Origin of the sequence: Streptomyces sp. NPDC096013 (genome assembly GCF_044763565.1) — a bacterium.
In the GTDB taxonomy this organism is placed as follows: Bacteria; Actinomycetota; Actinomycetes; order Streptomycetales; family Streptomycetaceae; genus Streptomyces.
Map to the genome: position 1 here is coordinate 706,708 of NZ_JBIWGK010000003.1, position 15,507 is coordinate 722,214.

Consider the following 15,507-nt stretch of genomic DNA (forward strand, 5'->3'; position numbering starts at 1 on the left):
GCGCGGCCGGCGGAGCGGAGCCGGTGTCAGGCCACGCCCGGGGACGCCCCCGGCCGGGTGTCGAAGCGGTCCCGCAGCAGGTAGAGGAGTCCGGCGGCGAGCGCGGCCACCATCGCGGCCACCCCCTGGCCCGCCGGGGTGAAGGGTGCGAGCGTGCCGCCGTGGATCTCGTAGGCGGCGAGCAGGGACAGGGCCCAGCCGCCGCCCACCAGGGACGGGGCGAGGACCGGGCCGAGGCGGGGGATGAGGGCGAGGCCGGTGGTGGTGAGGGCGAGCGCGGGCAGCAGCCAGCCCAGGGCGCGCAGGCCGTACTCGGGCAGGGCCAGGGTCGCCAGGCCGTTGAGGCCGAGGCAGGCGGTGAGGACGGCGACCGTGCGGATCATGAGGAGCCGGAAGCCGTGCAGCGGGGCGACGACGGCCATCTCGTAGGTGGGGTCGAACCTCGGGCCGTAGGAGAGGGCCACTCCGCCGAGCGGCAGCAGGGGGGCGAGGACCAGGAAGGGGGTGGGCGAGACCGACGCCCGCTGGGCGTTGGTGACGAGCACGGTCATCACGAGCAGGGCGACGACCGCGCCGAGCCACGAGCGGCGCAGCACCGGGGTCGCCGACAGCAGCCGTGCCGTGTGGTCGGCCACGCCGCACCGGACCAGCAGGGATTCGAGCAATCCCCTTGCGGGGGCGTCGAGTTCGGCGTCCAGGCGGGCCCAGCCGGCGTCGAGGGCCACTGGGTCGGTGACCGACGCCAGCAGGGCCCGGCACTCCGCGCACCGGGCGAGGTGGGTGTCGGCGGACCAGAGCAGGGGCGGTGCCAACTCGCCCCGCGCATAGGCGCGTACGTCGTCTTCGGCCACATGCCAGGTCATGCCAGCTCCTCCCGCAGTTGCTTACGGGCCCGCATGGCCCGCGTCTTGACCGTGCCGGCCGGAATGCCCAGCAGGACGGCGGCCTCCCGGGTGGTCAGCCCGTCGATCACGGTGGCCTGGAGGACCGCCCGCAGTTCCGGCGAGAGCCGGACGAGCGCCCCGGCGAGGTCCCCGTGCTCAACCCCCGCGAGCACGCGTTCCTCCGCCGAGGCCTCGTCCCGGTGCCGCAGCCGTGCCAGCGTCTGCCGCAGCCGCCCGCGCGCCCCGTCGCCGCGCATCAGGTCGATCATCCGCCGCGACCCGATCCGCCACAGCCACCCGGCGGCGCCTTCGGAGGACCCGTCCTCCCGGTAGCGGGCACTGCCCCGCCACACCGCGAGAAACGTCTCCTGTACGACGTCGTCGACCATCCCGGCGTCGGCGCACCGGCCGCGCAGCCTGGCGGTCAGCCACGGCGCGTACCGCCGGTACAGCTCTTCGAACGCGCGCCGGTCGCCGTCCGCCGCGATGGCCCGCAGCAGCTCCCCGTCGCTTCCCGTATCGCTCACATCTCCTCATCGGACGAGCCCCGCCGATCGGTTCACGGATCGGCTCATGAATCTCCGTGGATCCCGGTCGGCCTCCGCTGACCTCCGTGGACCTGTCCCGTCTTGACTTTCTCAGGCCCCTTGCACCACCCTTTCACTACTCAATTAGTGAAAGGGTGGTGGAACCCCAGTGGTCGAGTACCGCATCGACCGGCACAGCGGCGTGGCCACCTACGTACAGATCGTCCAGCAGACCAAGCAGGCCCTGCGCCTGGGCATGCTGGAGCCCGGCGACAAGCTGCCCACGGCCCGCGAGGTCGTCGAGGCCACCGCCATCAACCCGAACACCGTCCTCAAGGCCTACCGCGAGCTGGAGCGCGAGGGCCTGGTCGAGGCCCGCCGGGGTCTGGGCACCTTCGTCCGCCGCGGCCTCGCCACCACGCCCGCCGACTCGCCCCTGCGCACCGAACTCGACGACTGGGCGGACCGCGCCCGGGCCGCCGGACTGGGGCGCGACGACGTCGCCGCGCTCTTCACCGCCGTACTCGACAAGCACTTCCAAGGAGAACCTTCATGACAGGCACCGCCGCGATAGAGGCCGCCGCGCTCGGCAAGCGGTTCGGCCGGCGGGGAAGGTGGGCGCTGCGGGACTGCGCCTTCCGGCTGCCCGCGGGGCGGGTCTGCGCGGTCGTCGGCCCGAACGGCGCCGGCAAGTCCACGCTCCTCGCCCTCACGGCCGGACTGCTGGCCCCCACCGAGGGCTCGATAGCCGTCCTCGGCGAACGCCCGGGCGCCGCCCGCGAGCGGGTCGCCTACGTCGCGCAGGACAAGCCCCTCTACACCCAGCTCACGGTCGCCGAGACACTCCGCATGGGCGCCGACCTCAACACCGACCGCTGGGACGCCTCCGTCGCCGAACGCGTCGTGGCGGACGGGGACCTGAACCCGAAGTCCGGTGTCCGCTCGCTCTCCGGCGGCCAGCGCACCCGGGTCGCGCTCGCCCTCGCGCTGGCCAAGCGGCCCGAACTGCTGCTCCTGGACGAGCCGATGGCCGACCTGGACCCGCTGGCCCGGCACGAGATGATGGGCCTCCTCATGGCGCAGGCCGCCGACTCCGGCACCACCATCGTGATGTCCTCGCACGTGGTCGCCGAGCTGGAGAACTCCTGCGACCACCTCCTCCTGATCGGCGACGGACACGTCCGCCTCGCCGGGGACATCGACGACCTGCGGGCCGCCCACACCCTGGTCTCCGCCCCGGCCGACGCCGTCGACCTCGGCGCGCACACGGTCGTCGAGTCCCGCACCACCGGCCGCCAGCTCACCGCGCTGATCCGCCCGGCGGCCCCGCTGCCCGACGGCTGGCGGGCCGGCCCGCCCTCGCTGGAGGAGCTGGTCCTCGCCTATCTGCGCAACCCCGCGGCCCCCGCCGCCCCCGTCAAGACCGAGGAGACCGTCGCGTGACCGCGCTCGCCACCCCCGCGCCCCCGGCCGCGGCCCGCCGTCCCGCGCGCCCGCACCTGCTCCGCTGGCTGATCCGGCTGCACCGCCCCGCCCTGCTGGTCTGGCTCGGCTCCGTGGTCGTCCTCGGCGCCCTCCTGCTGTGGCTCGGCGGCCCGCTGACCGACGCGTCGGCCGCCGCGTGGAAGGAGTACGACGCCTGCTCGTGGTCCTCCCGCTGCACCTACGACATGGACGCGATCGGCCGCTACAAGGACTGGTACACCTACACGACCATCGCCGTCCTCGCCGTCCCGTTCCTGGCCGCCGCCTGGTCCGGCGCCGCGCTGGTCAGCCGTGAACTGGAGCAGGGCACCGCGCAGTTGGCGTGGACCCAGTCGGTCTCCCCGGCCCGCTGGCTCGCCTTCAAGCTCGCCGTCCCGGCCGTCGTGATCGCCGTCGGCTCCGGACTCCTGGTCGGCCTGCACCACTGGGCCTGGGCGGCGAGCCAGGGCCGCATCGACACCGCCAAGCACTGGTACGACGTCGGCACCTACGCCGCGAACGGCCCGGCCACCGTCGCCCTCGCCCTGGTGGGCCTGGCCGTCGGCGCCCTCTTCGGCCTGGTCAGGTGCGAGTCCCTCGTCTCGCTCGTCGGCGCGCTGTGCGCCACGGCGTTCGCGTGGGGCGCGCTGGCCTACGCGACGCCCTATCTCTGGCCCACGGCCACGAAGATCAGCAGCCTCGGCCACGACCGCCCGGCCGGTTCCGGCATCGTCGTCAGCCAGGGCCTGGTCACGTCCGGCGGCGCCCGCATCGCGGACCCGCACTGCGGTCCCGTCACCGACCAGGCCTGCCGGGTGGTCTACCACAAGCTCGACGCCGTCAGCTACTTCAACGAATACCACCCCCAATCCCACTACTGGCCGCTCCAGTTGACGGCGACCGCGCTCCTCCTCGCCACCGCCGCCGCCCTGACCCTGGCCGCGTTCCGCCTTCTCCGGCGCCGCATCGACCCGGCGCCCGTCCGCAGGGCAGCCGCCGTATGACCGCCCCGGCCGTGACCTCCACCGCCCGTCCGCGCAGCGCCGCCCTGCGGCTGCACCGACCGGCGCTGATCGTGTGGGGCGTGTTCCAACTGCTCGCTGTAGGCGCCCTGTTGTGGGTGCACGTGTCCCGGGCACCCGCCGCGCGAGCGGACCACTCCGCCTCCTATTTCGTCCTCACCGACGTCAACAACGTCATGAACCTCCTCGGCGAGGTGCTCAGTTACGTCTCCATCGCCGTCGCCGCCTGGGCGGGCGCCGCTCTCGTCGGCCGCGAACTGGAGGACGGCACCGCCCGGTTGGCGTGGACCCAGTCCGTCACCCCGGCCCGCTGGCTGACCGCCAAGCTCACCGCGGCGGCCCTGCCCCTCATCGCCGGCACCACCCTGCTGGGGCTGCTCTTCGCCTGGGTCTGGACCACCGACCAGGACGTCCTGGTCACCCACTGGTCCTGGGACCGCGTCCTCGTCCCGGCGGGACCGCTCGCCGTCGCCCTGGCCGTCCTCGCTCTTGCCGCCGGCGCCCTCGCCGGAGTCGCCCTCCGCCGCGCGCTGCCCGCCCTGGCGGTGGCCGCCGGGGTGACCTACGCGGCCCGGTCCTTCTTCGGCAGCACCTGGGACGACGTGTGGCCCAGCCGCCGTTTCTGGCCGGTCCAGCTCACCGCGACCGCGCTGCTCCTCGTCCTCGCCGCCCTCGCCCTCACCGCCGCCTACGCGCTGCTCGGCCGGCGTACCAACATCAAGGGAGCCGCCGTATGACCGCACTCGCCGCGGACCCGGCGGTCCGCCCGAGACCGGCCCGCGCCTGGCGCGCCGTGCTGCGGCTGCAACAGGGCGCCCTGATCGGGTGGGGCGTGTACGTCGCCGTCGTCGCGGGGCTGCTGCTGTGGGCCTACGGCCCCGGCGGGAGCGCCGCGCGGGCCGACTGGCGGCGCAAGTGCACCGCGCACGGCTGCGACTGGAGCAGCGCGGTCAGCCTCTACCACCTGGCCCGCGCCGTCGCCGAGTTCGCGATCGGCTGGGCGCCCCACCTCGCCGCGATCTTCGCGGGCGCCGTCCTCGCCCGCGAACTGGAGCGCGGCACCGCCCGCCTCGCCTGGACCCAGAGCGTCTCCCCCACCCGCTGGCTGGCCACCACCCTCGCCGTACCGGCCGCGGCGGTCGCCGCGGGCAGCACCCTGATGGTCCTGCCGCACCGGCTGCTGTTCGACGCCCACCTGGTGCCGGTCAGCTGGCACTGGTGGGACGACGGGAACTTCACCGCCAACGGCACCCTCGCGATCGTCTACCCGCTGCTCGGTCTCGCCGTGGGCACCCTCGCCGGCCTGCTCACGCGCCGCGCGCCGTCCGCGATCGGCCTCTCGATCGCCGTCATGGTCCTCACCCGCACCGCCCTCACCCACGCCCGCCCGCACCTGTGGCCGTGGGTGACCCGCACCAGCCCCCTGAACACCGGCTACGACATCCCGCGCAACGTCCTCGTCGGCGAACGGGGCGCCCTCACCTCCGGCGGCGGCCACATCCCCGACCTGTGCTTCGAGCAGACCACGTGCCTCAAGTCGGCCGACGTCACCGGGTATTACGTCCAGTACCACCCCGCCTCCCACTTCTGGCCCCTCCATCTCGTGGAGACCGGCATCGCCCTGGCCCTCACCGCCCTGGTCCTCGCCGCCGCCTTCACCCTCCTGCGCCGCCGCACGGCCTGACCGGTTCCCCCCTCACCGCGGCTCCCAGGCATCCGTTACGTTCGTTTCCGTGCCGTAGACGTCCGGGAGCCGCCCCCCGATATCCCGCACGCCATGTCGCCGTAACCAACGGTTCAGACGGGCTTGCGAGGCTCGGCGAATGCAGCCCGTCGTGCCAGAGCCCTCGCCGCCTCCCGAGGTGAACGGGAGGAACGGGGACGCTCCCACCGCGCTCACGCTCCCCCCGGCGCTCTCCGACGCGCCCGTATCACCCCCGGCGCGGAACAATGGGCACATGAGCAGCCAGCCCAACGCCCAGGCACAGGTCCAGCACGCGCAGCCCTCCGTGGGCTCCATAGCCGCGCACCGCCCGCACACCGTGTCGGCGGCGGTCTCCGATCTGGAACCCGACATCGACGCCGACCTCGACGAGTACGAGGAGTCGCCGTACGACGGGCCCCAGCTGCCGCAGGGCCGCTTCCTCGACAGGGAGCGCAGCTGGCTCGCGTTCAACGAACGGGTCCTGGAACTCGCCGAGGACCCGAACACCCCGCTGCTCGAACGGGCGAACTTCCTCGCCATCTTCGCCAGCAACCTCGACGAGTTCTTCATGGTCCGGGTGGCCGGCCTCAAGCGCCGTATCGCCACCGGTGTCGCCACCCGCTCCGCCTCCGGCCTTCAGCCGCGCGAGGTGCTGGAGATGATCTGGGCCCGCTCACGCGAGCTGATGGCGCGGCACGCCGCCTGCTACCACGAGGACATCGCCCCCGCGCTCGCCGAGGAGGGCATCCACCTGGTCCGCTGGAACGAGCTGACCGAGAAGGAGCAGGCCCGCCTCTTCACCCTGTTCCGGCACCAGATCTTCCCGGTGCTGACCCCGCTGGCCGTCGACCCCGCGCACCCCTTCCCGTACATCTCGGGTCTCTCGCTGAACCTCGCGGTCGTCGTACGGAACCCGGTCACCGGACACCGCCACTTCGCGCGCGTCAAGGTGCCGCCGCTGCTCTCCCGCTTCCTGGAGTCCTCCCCGGGCCGGTACGTCCCCCTGGAGGACGTGATCGCCGCCCATCTGGAGGAACTCTTCCCGGGCATGGAGATCCTGGAGCACCACGCGTTCCGGCTGACCCGCAACGAGGACCTCGAGGTCGAGGAGGACGACGCGGAGAACCTGCTCCAGGCCCTGGAGAAGGAGCTCATGCGGCGCCGCTTCGGGCCGCCGGTGCGCCTGGAGGTCGAGGAGTCCATCGACCGCGAGGTGCTCGACCTGCTGGTGCGCGAGCTCAAGATCAGCGAGGCCGAGGTGTACCCGCTGCCGGGCCCGCTCGACCTCACCGGCCTGTTCCGCATCGGCTCGCTGGACCGGCCCGAGCTGAAGTACCCGAAGTTCATCGCGGGCACCCACCGCGACCTCGCCGAGGTCGAGTCGGCCTCCGCGCCCGACATCTTCGCCGCCCTGCGCAACCGGGACGTGCTGCTGCACCACCCGTACGACTCGTTCTCCACCTCCGTCCAGCGGTTCCTGGAGCAGGCGGCCAACGACGACGACGTCCTCGCGATCAAGCAGACCCTGTACCGCACCTCCGGCGACTCCCCGATCGTCGACGCGCTCATAGAGGCGGCCGAGGCCGGCAAGCAGGTCCTCGTCCTGGTCGAGATCAAGGCCCGCTTCGACGAGCACGCCAACATCAAGTGGGCGCGCAAGCTGGAGGAGGCGGGCTGCCACGTCGTCTACGGCCTGGTCGGACTCAAGACCCACTGCAAGCTGTCGCTCGTGGTCCGCCAGGAGGGCGACACGCTCCGCCGCTACAGCCACGTCGGCACCGGCAACTACCACCCGAAGACGGCCCGCCTCTACGAGGACCTCGGCCTGCTGACCGCCGACCCGCAGGTCGGCGCCGACCTCTCGGACCTCTTCAACCGGCTGTCCGGCTACTCGCGCCGCGAGACCTACCGCCGTCTGCTGGTCGCCCCCAAGTCCCTGCGCGACGGCCTGATCGCCCGGATCAACAAGGAGGTCCAGCACCACCGTGCCGGACGCCCCGCGTTCATCCGCATCAAGGTCAACTCGATGGTGGACGAGGCGATCATCGACTCGCTCTACCGCGCGTCCCAGGCGGGCGTCCAGGTCGACGTGTGGGTGCGCGGCATCTGCGCGGTGCGGCCCGGGGTCCCCGGCCTGTCCGAGAACATCCGCGTACGCTCCATCCTCGGCCGCTTCCTCGAACACTCCCGCGTCTTCGGCTTCGGCAACGGAGGCGAGCCCGAGGTGTGGATCGGCAGCGCCGACATGATGCACCGCAACCTCGACCGTCGGATCGAGGCCCTGGTCAGGGTCACCGACCCGGCCCACCGCGCCGCGCTCAACCGGATGCTGGAAACCGGTATGTCGGACACCACCTCGTCCTGGCACCTGGGCCCGGACGGCGAGTGGACCCGGCACGCGACCGACGCGGAAGGCCAACCCCTGCGCAACGTCCAGGAGATGCTCATAGACGCCCGGAGGCGCCGGCGTGGCACAGCAACACCTTGACCCTACGGACCCGGCCACGGCCAGGCCCTCCCCGCCCGACCCCGGCCGGGCGGGCGGGGCCGCCACAGGTGACGCCCTCGCGGGCTACCTGAGGGCCCAGGCCACGGAGTTCCTCCGTGCCCTGCGGCTGCACCGGGAGACCGGCGGCGGGCAGAACGGCACGGAGGAGTCCGTCGACGCGGCGCGCGCCCTGCGCCGCTCGGCCCGCCGGATCAGCGGCAGCCTGCACACCTTCCGGCCGCTCCTCGACAACGACTGGTCCGAGGAGATGCGCCCCGAGCTGGCATGGCTGTCGGGCACGTTGGCCCTGGAGCACGCCTGCGCGGCCCGGCTGGAGCGGCTGCTGCTCGCCCTGCACCGGCTCTCCGGCTCGGCGGCGTTCCCCGCCCAGTCGGCGGCCTCCGCGATCGGCGGCCGGGTCACCGGCGCGGGCCGGGGCATCCCCGCCCCCGCGGGCGCCCGCGCCCCCGGCACCGGCCCCGCCGCGACCCCCACGGCCACCGCCGAGCGCGGCAACCTCACCGTGGGCGCGGCCAAGGCGGGCGCCCTGCTGGAGCGCCAGCTCACCCTGGCCAGGACCCGGGCCCACTCCACCGCCCTCCAGGCCCTCGGCTCGTCCCGCTTCCACGCGGTCGCCGACAAGGTCGCCGTACTGGCCAGCGAGGTCCCGCTGACCCCGGCCGCGGCCACGGCCGACCTGCGCCCGCTGGCCGCCGCCGCCGGGGAGCGCCTCACCGACGCGGTCACCGCGCTGCCGCTGGTCACCGCCGGGCACCCGTACAACGCGGAGGCCCTCATCCACGGCCTCTCCCCCGACCCGGCCCCGCACCCCCAGGACGGCCCCTGGCACCAGGTCCGGCTGCTGCTGCGGCTGCACCGCTACGCCGGCGAGGTGCTGCACGGGGACGGCGCGCCGACGGACGTACGCCTGCTGGCGGCCGGCCAGGCCCTCAATCTGCACCGGGACGCCTCGGAGGCCGCCGCGGCGGCCGCGTCGGCGGCCCGCACCCCGCGGATCGCCCCGGCGACCGCGTACGCGCTCGGCGTGCTCCACGCCGACCAGCGCCACGAGGTGGAGGCGGCCCGCTTCGCCTTCCAGCAGTCGTGGCAGAAACAGGCGGCGGGCACCCCCTGACGCCCCGCACCAACCCGCGCGGAGGAGACGGTGAACGACCAGTGACTTCCACGAACGACACCACCGTCCAGGCGGCCGGCTGCGTCCTGTGGCGCCGCCCGGCCGCCGGAGAACTCGAACTGGCGCTGGTCCACCGGCCCAAGTGGGCCGACTGGTCGTGGCCCAAGGGCAAGCTCAAACGCGGTGAGACGTTCGAGGAGGCGGCCCGCCGCGAGGTGCTGGAGGAGACCGGCTACACCTGCCGGCTGGGGACGCGGCTCCCCTCGGCCCAGTACCTCGACCACCACGGGCGGCCCAAGGAGGTCCACTACTGGGCGGCGGAGGCGACCGACGGGGCGTTCGCACCGAACGACGAGGTCAACGCGCTGTGCTGGCTGAGTCCCGACGCGGCCCACGAGCGGCTCTCCTACGAGCGGGACCGGGATCTGATCTCGCTGGCGCTCATCGCCATCGGCACGGACGAGGACGGGCACGAGCGATGAGGGGCGCACGCGATTCTCCCCGGCGACCGCCCGAAACCGCCTCGCCCAGCCGGGGGAACGCGCCCTCGTGGAGGCGCTGCGGACGCTCCGCACCTGGCATAGTCCGGAATCAGCCCGTGTCCTCGACGTGAGCGTTCCGTGACCTAACCGCACCGCCCACAGGGGTTCACCCTCCGTTCACTTAGGCCCATAGGCGCCTTCACCTGTTCTGCCTAATTTCGGCCTTACGCGATGCGAGCTGCGACCTGGGGGTCGCCACCCGCGTCACCCCGTCTTCGCACGCCGCCGTAATTCAGGACGGCGGCTCTCGGAAGGAACTCTTTCAAGTGAAGCTTCAGCGCATGAACCGGCGGGCCCTCACCCTCGGTGCTCTCGCCGTCTCCGGCGCCCTGGCCCTCACGGCGTGCGGCTCGGACGACAACGGCGGCTCGTCGAGCAGCAGCAGCTCCTCGTCGTCGGCCAACGCCAGCTCCGCGAACTGCGGCACCGCGAAGAAGGGCCAGCAGCTCCTCGCCGACGGCTCGTCCGCGCAGAAGAACGCGATCGACGCGTGGGTGAAGGCCTTCAGCCAGGCCTGTGGCGTCCAGATCAACTACAAGGGTGGCGGCTCCGGCGCCGGTGTCACCTCCTTCAACCAGGGTCAGCTGGCCTTCGCCGGTTCCGACTCCGCGCTGAAGCCCGACGAGGTCACCGCCTCGAAGCAGGTCTGCTCCGGCGGCCAGGGCATCGACCTCCCGATGGTCGGCGGCCCGATCGCGCTCGGCTACAACGTCCCGGGTGTCGACAACCTGGTGCTGGACGCCCCGACGCTCGCCAAGATCTTCGACAGCAAGATCACCAACTGGAACGACGCGGCGATCAAGAAGCTGAACCCGTCCGCCAAGCTGCCCGACCTCAAGATCCAGGCGTTCCACCGCTCGGACGAGTCCGGCACCACGGACAACTTCACCAAGTACCTGATCGCCACCACCGCCGCCAACTGGAAGTACTCCGGCGGCAAGGCGTGGCAGGCCAAGGGCGGCCAGTCCGCCGCCGGCTCCGCGGGCGTGGCCCAGCAGGTCAAGGCGACCTCGGGTGCCATCGGCTACTTCGAGCTCTCCTACGTCGGTGACGGCGTCAAGGCCGTCAGCATCGACACCGGCGCCTCCGCCCCGGTCGCCCCGAGCACCGACAGCGCCACCAAGGACATCGCCGACGCCAAGGTCGTCGGCACCGGCTCCGACCTGTCGCTCAAGCTGAACTACAACACCAAGGCCGAGGGCGCGTACCCGATCACCCTGGTGACCTACGAGATCGTCTGCGACAAGGGCAACAAGGCCGACACGCTGCCCGCGACGAAGGCGTTCCTCACCTACATCGCCAGCGAGGAGGGCCAGAAGGTCCTCTCCACCATCGACTACGCGCCGATCCCCGACGCGATCATCACCAAGGTTCGCAGCACCATCGCGAGCATCAGCTAGTCCGAGTGTGCGGCCGGGTCCCGCTCCAGGGACCCGGCCGCACCGTCCGGTGCACCGCCGCCACGGACCGCACACCGCACGTGTGGACCCGCAGACCGGAGAATCCCGATGGATATATCTACGAAGAACCCTGAAGAAGCACCGCCCCCCACCCCCGAACCCTCGCCCGCGGAGCAGAAGCGTGTAGCCCGTGGCGCCACCCGACCCGGTGACCGGATCTTCCTCGGTCTCTCCCGCGGGTCGGGCATCCTGCTGTTGGTGATCATGGCCGCGATCGCGGTCTTCCTCACCTATCGCGCCTCCCTCGCGATCAGCAAGGACCACGCGAACTTCCTCACCACCTTCGAGTGGAACACCAACCTCGTGCCGCCGAAGTTCGGCATCGCCGTCCTGGCGTTCGGCACCGTGGTGTCCTCGATCATCGCCATGGTCATCGCGGTCCCGATCGCGGTCGCCATCGCCCTCTTCACCACCCACTACGCCCCGCGCAAGCTCCGCGGCCCGGTCTCCTACGTGATCGACCTGCTGGCCGCCGTACCGTCCATCGTGTACGGCCTGTGGGGCGCCCTGATCCTCGTCCCGCACATGGTCGGGCTCTTCGGGTGGCTGAACGACTACTTCGGCTGGACCGGGATCTTCTCCTGGGACCAGGGCGCCCCCCGCTCCATGCTCACCGTCGGCATCCTGCTGGCGATCATGATCCTGCCGATCATCACCAACGTGAGCCGCGAGGTCTTCCGCCAGGCCCCGCAGATGATCGAGGAGGCGGCCCTCGCACTCGGTGCCACCCGCTGGGAGGTCATCCGCATGGCGGTGATCCCCTTCGGCCGCTCCGGTGTGATCTCCGCCTCGATGCTCGGCCTCGGCCGCGCGCTCGGCGAGACGATGGCCGTCGCCACCGTGCTCTCCCCCGACTTCATCATCCACGCCAGCCTGCTCAACCCGGGCGGCGGAACCTTCGCCCAGAACATCGCCAGCAAGTTCAGCGAGGCGACGGCGGACGGCCGGGACGCGCTCATCGCCTCCGGTCTCGTCCTGTTCGTCATCACCCTGCTGGTCAACGGCGCGGCCCGACTCATCATCGCCCGCCGCGCGGAGTACTCGGGGGCCAACGCATGAGCACCGCAGCCGTAGCCGACAAGCCCGTGAGCACCCTCCAGGGCGCCACCCTCCCGAAGTGGTCGCCGTACGCGATCGCCGGCGGCTCCATCGTCCTGGCCGTCCTCATCGGACTGGTCGGCGGCCTCGACAGCAAGATCCAGTGGGGCCTGATCGCGGCCATCCTCTTCGTCATCGGCACGTACGTCATCGCCACGCGCGTCGAGGGCAGCCGCCAGGCCAAGGACCGCATCGCGACCAGCCTGGTCTGGGTCGCCTTCCTCCTCGCCGTGATCCCGCTCGTCTCGCTCCTGTGGACGACGATCTCGCGCGGCGTGAAGGTCCTCGACGTCTACTTCCTCACCCACTCGATGGGTGTGGTCGCCGACAGCGAGCCCGGCGGCGGTATCTACCACGCCATCATCGGCAGCCTGGAGCAGGTCGGCCTCGCCACCCTGATCGGCGCCCCCATCGGGGTGCTCACCGCGATCTACCTGGTCGAGTACGGACAGGGCAAGCTCTCCAAGGCGGTCACGTTCTTCGTCGACGTCATGACGGGCATCCCGTCGATCGTCGCGGGTCTGTTCATCCTGTCCCTGATGCTCATGTGGGACATGCAGCCCTTCGGCTTCGCGGGTTCCTGCGCCCTGGCCATCCTGATGATGCCGGTCGTGGTCCGCTCCACCGAGGAAATGCTCAAGCTCGTACCGAACGAGCTGCGCGAGGCATCGCTCGCCCTCGGCATCCCGAAGTGGCGCACGATCCTCAAGGTCGTCCTCCCGACCGCGATCGGCGGCATCACCACCGGCATCATGCTGTCGGTGGCGCGTATCGCCGGTGAGACGGCGCCCGTCCTGCTGCTGGTGTTCGGCAACCCGTTCATCAACAACGACCCGTTCCACGGGGCACAGGCGTCGCTGCCGCTGTACATCTACCAGCAGTTCGCGCAGAGCGCGGGCTCCGGTGCGGCCTACGACCGTGCCTGGGCCGCGTCCCTCACCCTGATCGCCTTCGTGATGATCCTCAACCTGGTGGCCCGCGGCATCGCCCGCTGGAAGGCCCCCAAGACCGCTCGCTGACGTATCACCACGCGGCTACCGCCGCACGGGGCCCCTCCAGCGACACACAGACTTTTGGAAGTGAAGTAGTCATGGCGAAGCGAATCGACGTAAGTGGGCTGACGGCCTACTACGGCTCCCACAAGGCGATCGACGACATCTCGATGACGGTCGAGCCCCGCACGGTGACGGCCTTCATCGGCCCCTCCGGCTGCGGCAAGTCGACCTTCCTGCGCACCCTCAACCGCATGCACGAGGTCACCCCCGGCGGCCGGGTCGAGGGCAAGGTCCTCCTGGACGACGAGGACCTCTACGGCCACGCGATCGACCCGGTGTCCGTGCGCCGCGAGATCGGCATGGTGTTCCAGCGCCCGAACCCGTTCCCCACGATGTCGATCTTCGACAACGTGGCGGCGGGCCTGCGGCTGAACGGCAGCTACAAGAAGAGCGAGCTGTCGGACGTGGTCGAGAAGTCCCTCAAGGGCGCGAACCTCTGGAACGAGGTCAAGGACCGCCTGAACAAGCCCGGCTCGGGCCTCTCCGGTGGCCAGCAGCAGCGTCTGTGCATCGCGCGGGCGATCGCGGTGGAGCCGAAGGTCCTCCTGATGGACGAGCCCTGCTCGGCCCTCGACCCCATCTCCACCCTCGCGATCGAGGACCTGATCGGCGAGCTGAAGGAACGCTTCACGATCGTCATCGTGACGCACAACATGCAGCAGGCGGCGCGCGTCTCGGACCGTACGGCCTTCTTCAACCTCGCGGCGGTCGGTCAGCCCGGCAAGCTCATCGAGATCGACGACACGGAGCGCATCTTCTCCAACCCGTCGGTCCAGGCCACGGAGGACTACATCTCGGGCCGCTTCGGCTAAACCGAGCGTCGCTCTCCTGAGACTCCTCGCGGTGCTGCATGGCGGTGCCACCGCGAGGCCGAAAAGGGCCCGCCCCTGGCTCCCGGGGGCGGGCCCGTTCGTGTATGGGCGGGTGCGGGCCGGTGGGGGTGCGCGTTCCTGGTTTCCCGCCCACCCACCCGTTTACGGTCGGCCGAGAGGTGAGCGATTCACGTCACCCGGGGGCACACGGCACGGCTACCGGTGTCTCGCCCTTGCTTCTACGGTGCCCTCCTGGCCGACCGTAAACGGGTGGGTGGGCGGGAAACACCGGGGGCCAGGGGGCGCAGCCCCCGGCCTACAGGATCGCCAGGTTCACGATCCAGAACGCCAGGGCCGCGACAATCGCCGCCGCCGGCATCGTGATGAACCAGCCCAGGACGATGTTCTTGGCGACACCCCACCGCACGGCATTCACCCGCTTCGTCGCCCCGACACCCATGATCGCCGAGGTGATGACATGCGTCGTGGAAACCGGCGCCTTGAAGAGATACGCGGTGGTGAACATGATCGCCGCCCCCGTGGTCTCCGCCGCGAACCCCTGCGGCGGATCCAGCTCAATGATCTTCCGCCCCAGCGTCCGCATGATCCGCCACCCACCGGCATACGTCCCCAGCGACAGCATCAGCGCACAGACGATCTTCACCCAGACCGGAATCGGATCGCCGTACGTCGAGTGGCCGGAAATCACCAGTGCCATCACCACGACACCCATGGTCTTCTGCGCGTCCTGGAGCCCGTGCCCGAGCGCCATCCCCGCGGCCGACACGGTCTGCGCGATCCGGAACCCCCGCTTGGCCTTGTGCGGATTGGCCTTCCGGAAGATCCACATGATCGCGGTCATGACCAGATAACCGCCGACGAGCCCGACCACCGGCGACACGAACATCGGCACGATGATCTTGTCGACGACCCCGTGCCAGATGACCTCCGTACCGCCGGCCAGCGCGGCCCCCACCATCCCGCCGAACAACGCGTGCGAGGACGACGACGGCAGCCCGAAGTACCAGGTGACCAGGTTCCAGGTGATCGCACCGATCAGCGCGGCGAAGAGGATTCCCATCCCCTTCGACCCCTCGGGCGTCTCGATCAGCCCCTCGCTGACGGTCTTGGCGACCCCGGAACCGAGAAACGCACCGGCGAGGTTCATCACGGCGGCCATCGCGAGCGCCGCCCGCGGCGTCAGCGCCCGCGTCGAGACCGACGTGGCGATGGCGTTGGCGGAGTCGTGAAAACCGTTCGTGTACGTGAAAAAGAGCGCGACCAGAATGGTCACGACCAGAGCGAAGGTGTCCAT

At 71.3% G+C, this 15,507-nt stretch carries 15 protein-coding genes; 12 read left to right on the top strand and 3 right to left on the bottom strand.

The window, feature by feature from the left end; genetic code table 11:
- Nucleotides 1-26: 26 nt before the first annotated feature.
- Together ACIRB1_RS14725 and ACIRB1_RS14730 are read right to left on the bottom strand one after the other, a co-directional pair.
- A complete protein-coding gene (locus ACIRB1_RS14725; protein ID WP_352183088.1) occupies nucleotides 27-863 on the bottom strand; it encodes a zf-HC2 domain-containing protein in 837 nt (278 codons plus the stop codon).
- Nucleotides 860-1,411 (bottom strand): RNA polymerase sigma factor, encoded by a 552-nt coding sequence (locus ACIRB1_RS14730; protein ID WP_403465759.1) that lies wholly within the window; start codon nucleotides 1,409-1,411, stop codon nucleotides 860-862. The genes ACIRB1_RS14725 and ACIRB1_RS14730 overlap by 4 nt, the downstream gene beginning before the upstream one ends.
- A 169-nt stretch (nucleotides 1,412-1,580) precedes the next feature.
- Between ACIRB1_RS14730 and ACIRB1_RS14735 the strand changes: the two genes are divergently transcribed.
- The 12 genes from ACIRB1_RS14735 (at nucleotide 1,581) to pstB (ending at nucleotide 14,192) form a co-directional block, all read left to right on the top strand.
- Nucleotides 1,581-1,967 (top strand): GntR family transcriptional regulator, encoded by a 387-nt coding sequence (locus tag ACIRB1_RS14735; RefSeq protein WP_352183086.1) that lies wholly within the window; start codon nucleotides 1,581-1,583, stop codon nucleotides 1,965-1,967.
- Nucleotides 1,964-2,854, top strand: a complete 891-nt coding sequence (locus ACIRB1_RS14740; RefSeq protein ID WP_403465760.1) for an ABC transporter ATP-binding protein — start codon at nucleotides 1,964-1,966, stop codon at nucleotides 2,852-2,854. The genes ACIRB1_RS14735 and ACIRB1_RS14740 overlap by 4 nt, the downstream gene beginning before the upstream one ends.
- Nucleotides 2,851-3,879 (top strand): ABC transporter permease, encoded by a 1,029-nt coding sequence (locus tag ACIRB1_RS14745; RefSeq protein WP_403465761.1) that lies wholly within the window; start codon nucleotides 2,851-2,853, stop codon nucleotides 3,877-3,879. Before ACIRB1_RS14740 ends, ACIRB1_RS14745 begins: the two co-directional genes overlap by 4 nt.
- Nucleotides 3,876-4,634 carry a hypothetical protein gene (locus ACIRB1_RS14750; RefSeq protein WP_403465762.1) on the top strand — a complete coding sequence of 253 codons (759 nt, stop codon included), beginning with the start codon at nucleotides 3,876-3,878 and terminating at the stop codon, nucleotides 4,632-4,634. The genes ACIRB1_RS14745 and ACIRB1_RS14750 overlap by 4 nt, the downstream gene beginning before the upstream one ends.
- A complete protein-coding gene (locus ACIRB1_RS14755) occupies nucleotides 4,631-5,581 on the top strand; it encodes a hypothetical protein (protein ID WP_403465763.1) in 951 nt (316 codons plus the stop codon). The genes ACIRB1_RS14750 and ACIRB1_RS14755 overlap by 4 nt, the downstream gene beginning before the upstream one ends.
- Nucleotides 5,582-5,720: 139 nt before the next feature.
- Nucleotides 5,721-8,090, top strand: a complete 2,370-nt coding sequence (locus ACIRB1_RS14760; protein ID WP_403465764.1) for an RNA degradosome polyphosphate kinase — start codon at nucleotides 5,721-5,723, stop codon at nucleotides 8,088-8,090.
- Complete coding sequence (locus ACIRB1_RS14765) at nucleotides 8,071-9,225, top strand: CHAD domain-containing protein (RefSeq protein ID WP_352183080.1); 1,155 nt, start codon at nucleotides 8,071-8,073, stop codon at nucleotides 9,223-9,225. Before ACIRB1_RS14760 ends, ACIRB1_RS14765 begins: the two co-directional genes overlap by 20 nt.
- A 41-nt stretch (nucleotides 9,226-9,266) precedes the next feature.
- A complete protein-coding gene (locus ACIRB1_RS14770; protein ID WP_352183079.1) occupies nucleotides 9,267-9,707 on the top strand; it encodes an NUDIX hydrolase in 441 nt (146 codons plus the stop codon).
- 326 nt (nucleotides 9,708-10,033) lie between these two features.
- A complete protein-coding gene (gene pstS / locus ACIRB1_RS14775) occupies nucleotides 10,034-11,167 on the top strand; it encodes a phosphate ABC transporter substrate-binding protein PstS (RefSeq protein WP_403465765.1) in 1,134 nt (377 codons plus the stop codon).
- Nucleotides 11,168-11,275: 108 nt separating this feature from the next.
- Nucleotides 11,276-12,286: a phosphate ABC transporter permease subunit PstC gene (gene pstC / locus ACIRB1_RS14780; protein WP_352183077.1), complete on the top strand. Its 1,011-nt coding sequence runs from the start codon at nucleotides 11,276-11,278 to the stop codon at nucleotides 12,284-12,286.
- On the top strand, nucleotides 12,283-13,344 hold the full coding sequence (pstA, locus tag ACIRB1_RS14785) for a phosphate ABC transporter permease PstA (RefSeq protein ID WP_352183076.1): 1,062 nt from the start codon (nucleotides 12,283-12,285) through the stop codon (nucleotides 13,342-13,344). The genes pstC and pstA overlap by 4 nt, the downstream gene beginning before the upstream one ends.
- Nucleotides 13,345-13,415: 71 nt before the next feature.
- Complete coding sequence (gene pstB, locus ACIRB1_RS14790; protein ID WP_328830174.1) at nucleotides 13,416-14,192, top strand: phosphate ABC transporter ATP-binding protein PstB; 777 nt, start codon at nucleotides 13,416-13,418, stop codon at nucleotides 14,190-14,192.
- A 316-nt stretch (nucleotides 14,193-14,508) separates the two neighbouring features.
- On the opposite strand, the gene ACIRB1_RS14795 is transcribed toward pstB, so the two are convergent.
- Complete coding sequence (locus tag ACIRB1_RS14795; RefSeq protein WP_403465766.1) at nucleotides 14,509-15,507, bottom strand: anion permease; 999 nt, start codon at nucleotides 15,505-15,507, stop codon at nucleotides 14,509-14,511.

What these genes read in the sequence shown, in the direction of transcription:
- ACIRB1_RS14725 (WP_352183088.1), bottom strand. Translation starts at nt 863, where the DNA reads ATGACCTGGCATGTGGCCGAAGACGACGTACGCGCCTATGCGCGGGGC.
- pstC (WP_352183077.1), top strand. Translation starts at nt 11,276, where the DNA reads ATGGATATATCTACGAAGAACCCTGAAGAAGCACCGCCCCCCACCCCC.
- ACIRB1_RS14750 (WP_403465762.1), top strand. Translation starts at nt 3,876, where the DNA reads ATGACCGCCCCGGCCGTGACCTCCACCGCCCGTCCGCGCAGCGCCGCC.
- ACIRB1_RS14755 (WP_403465763.1), top strand. Translation starts at nt 4,631, where the DNA reads ATGACCGCACTCGCCGCGGACCCGGCGGTCCGCCCGAGACCGGCCCGC.
- pstA (WP_352183076.1), top strand. Translation starts at nt 12,283, where the DNA reads ATGAGCACCGCAGCCGTAGCCGACAAGCCCGTGAGCACCCTCCAGGGC.
- pstB (WP_328830174.1), top strand. Translation starts at nt 13,416, where the DNA reads ATGGCGAAGCGAATCGACGTAAGTGGGCTGACGGCCTACTACGGCTCC.
- ACIRB1_RS14740 (WP_403465760.1), top strand. Translation starts at nt 1,964, where the DNA reads ATGACAGGCACCGCCGCGATAGAGGCCGCCGCGCTCGGCAAGCGGTTC.
- ACIRB1_RS14795 (WP_403465766.1), bottom strand. Translation starts at nt 15,507, where the DNA reads ATGGACACCTTCGCTCTGGTCGTGACCATTCTGGTCGCGCTCTTTTTC.
- ACIRB1_RS14760 (WP_403465764.1), top strand. Translation starts at nt 5,721, where the DNA reads ATGCAGCCCGTCGTGCCAGAGCCCTCGCCGCCTCCCGAGGTGAACGGG.